This window comes from Dietzia cercidiphylli, from assembly GCF_014145145.1.
Taxonomy (GTDB): Bacteria; Actinomycetota; Actinomycetes; order Mycobacteriales; family Mycobacteriaceae; genus Dietzia; species Dietzia natronolimnaea.
In genome coordinates, this window is the sequence record NZ_JAALEA010000090.1 from 1 (window position 1) to 2721 (window position 2721).

Consider the following 2721-nt stretch of genomic DNA (forward strand, 5'->3'; position numbering starts at 1 on the left):
AGTCGCCGGCCCGGCGCCACCGTCCCCGCGCACACCGCGGGTGTCGCGCGTGCCCCGGGTGGTGCGTCCCCCGGCACCGCTGCGGGCACCCAGGAGGATGCCACCGAGCAGCGCCAGCACGCCCAGCACACCGAGCACGGCCGGCAGGATGCGACCGAACGTGTTGAGCGTGTCGGCGGTCTCCTGGGCGGCGGACTGCGTGATCTCCTTGGTCTCCTCGTTCCAGCCGGACTCGAATCGGACGGCCGTCCGGGTGGGCTCGGCCTTCTCCTCCTCCATGCCCGCCGCGTCGTTGAAGAAGGCCTCGGCCTCGTCCTGGTCCTCGGCGAAGAACTGGTAGATGTTCTCGTTGCCGTTGATCACCTGGCCGGTCTCCGGGTTGACGTACACCGTGCGGGTGTTGGTGTAGTAGCGACGCATGTCGACCTCGCGCTCCGGGTCACCCTCGAGGCCCCACTGGCCCGCGGTCATGCCCTCGCGCCGGTAGCTGGCCAGCACGGCCTCCACGGCGGGGTCGTACCCGTCGGTGATCGAGGCGAAGTGGTCGCGGATCGAGGACCACATGTCGATCGGGCCGAGCTCCTGGCGGAACTCGTACGCGTCGATGCCGCCGACGGTGGTCTCACCGACGAAGGAGATCGGGTTGGTGGTGAAGGTGCTGGCGTCGAAGTAGTCGTAGTCCCGCTGCTCGGTGTCGAACGGGAACTTGTACTGCAGGCCGTTGCGGACGAACCCGGTGGGGGCGGAGTCCTCGGCCCCGGTCGCGACCAACTGCAGAGTGCTCACGGCCTCGTCGATCGGCTCCGCGGACACGCGGTCCACGGTGACGCGGTCGATCGAGGCGTTGACCAGGCCCTCGACCCCGTCCGACCCGGTCTTGTCCTCGCGGAGCAGCGACTGCGCGGCCTGGAACGTGATCACCTCGGCGTCCGACGGCTCGACCGCCTGGACACGACGCTGCGAGTAGAGCGGGATGTCGTTGTCGATGAAGCAGGTCACCGGGAACTGCACGTCGGCGTCGTCCGCCTCGGCACCGTCCTGGGTCTCGACGACCTCGTCGTCGCCCGCGGCACCGTCCCCGGGGGCGTCGGTGTCCTCGTCTCCGGCCGCGTCACCTTCGCTGCACTCCGGCCGGGTGGAGTTGAGCTCGGTCGGCGAGTTGCCGGCCAGGGCCGCACCCACCAGGACCGCGCCCTGCGTGGTCTCGGTGACGGTGGTGGTGTTGATGTCCAGCGGAGTCTTCTTCTGCGCCGGCACGACGAAGAAGACGAGCGCCAGTGCGATAGTGATGAGGAACGCGCCGAGCCCGACGAGGACCAGCGCGGGCACTGACGACCTCCGTCCCGCGGAACTACTCTGTCGTGCCATCGGTTGTCCTCCTGGAGTCGCACCCTGGATCCGCCGGTTACCGCCGGGTAGCTCCCCGGGTCGGTCGCCGGACCGGACCATCATCAGGAGAAGATTAACAGTGATGAAGAACGCATTCGCCACCCCCGACCGACAAGTCGGAACTCTCCCGTCCGCCACAGGCTTCGTCCCGGCGCTGGAGGGCTTCCGCGCGGTCGCCGCGCTCGCGGTCCTCACCACTCACGTCGCGTTCCAGACCGGGTCCTCCACAGGGTCGGCGATCAACCGGGTCTGGGGCCGGTTCGACCTGTCCGTGGCGGTCTTCTTCGCCCTGTCCGGGTTCCTGCTGTGGCGGGCCCACGCCCTCCACGCCCGTCGGGGCGGACCCGGCACCGCGCGGTCCGCGGGGACCTACCTGCGTTCCCGCCTCGTCCGGATCATGCCGGCCTACCTCGTCCTGGTGGCCGCGGTGTTCTTCCTCATCCCCCAGAACGCCCGCAGTTCCGCCTCGACCTGGACTGCCAACCTGACCCTGATGCAGGTGTACGTCCCCGACTCCCTGGTCGAGGGTCTGACCCACGCGTGGTCTCTGTCCGTGGAGATGTCCTTCTATCTCGTCCTGCCCCTACTGTGGTGGGCTCTCGCCGGGCTCCGGGGTCGCGCGGCGCGATGGCGCATCCCCGTGATCGCGGCCGTGGGGGTGCTGAGCCTGGCGTGGGCTCTGATCCCCTGGTACGACCTCGGACTGCCCGAGCGGGTCAACGACCAGATCCTGCCCCCGGCGTTCGCCTCATGGTTCGCGGCGGGGATGATCCTCGCCGAGCTGGCCGCCGCCCCGCCCGGACGCATGGCCGCGTTGGCCCGGCACCGCCACGCGCGGTGGGGCTGGTGGACCGTGGTCGCGGCGGCGTTCGCGGCGAGCACCCACCCGCACTGGTTCACCGAGGGGTTCGTGCATCCCTCCGGGCCGGAGTTCGCGGCCCGGACCGCGCTGGGTGCGGTGGTGGCGTTCTGCCTGCTGGCCCCGGTCACGCTGGCTCCCCGGGGACAGCGGTTCGCGGTGCTGGACTCCGCTGTGATCGGCATGCTGGGCCGGTGGTCCTACGGCGTGTTCCTGTGGCACGTGCTGGTCCTGCACTTCGCGTTCCAGATCGCGTTCGTTCCCATGTTCTCCGGCCACATGCTCGAGATCTGGCTGATCACCGTGGTGGTCTCGATCGTGCTCGCGGCGGCCAGCTACGCGCTCGTGGAGGAGCCGTCGGGGCGATGGTTCGCCCCCCGGCGCACTCCCCGCGGCACGCCGAGTACCGACGGCCAGGCCGCGGCCAACCCGGCGCAGACGAGCCCGGCCACCGTCGCGACCTGAGGGCCCCA

2 protein-coding genes are annotated in these 2721 nt (G+C 70.3%); one reads left to right on the forward strand and one right to left on the reverse strand.

Annotation, left to right across the window (positions count from 1 at the left end; genetic code table 11):
* Positions 1–1368 (reverse strand): cell envelope lipid trafficking protein PgfA (pgfA, locus tag G6028_RS04070; protein ID WP_194306813.1); only part of this gene is annotated, 1368 nt, incomplete at its 3' end.
* A gap of 103 nt (positions 1369–1471) precedes the next feature.
* Here pgfA and G6028_RS04075 point away from each other — a divergent pair.
* The gene (locus G6028_RS04075) at positions 1472–2713 is read left to right on the forward strand and encodes an acyltransferase family protein (RefSeq protein ID WP_182658126.1); all 1242 of its coding nucleotides are present in this window, start codon (positions 1472–1474) and stop codon (positions 2711–2713) included.
* The last annotated feature ends 8 nt before the right edge of the window (positions 2714–2721 follow it).

What these genes read in the sequence shown, in the direction of transcription:
- G6028_RS04075 (WP_182658126.1), top strand. Translation starts at nt 1,472, where the DNA reads ATGAAGAACGCATTCGCCACCCCCGACCGACAAGTCGGAACTCTCCCG.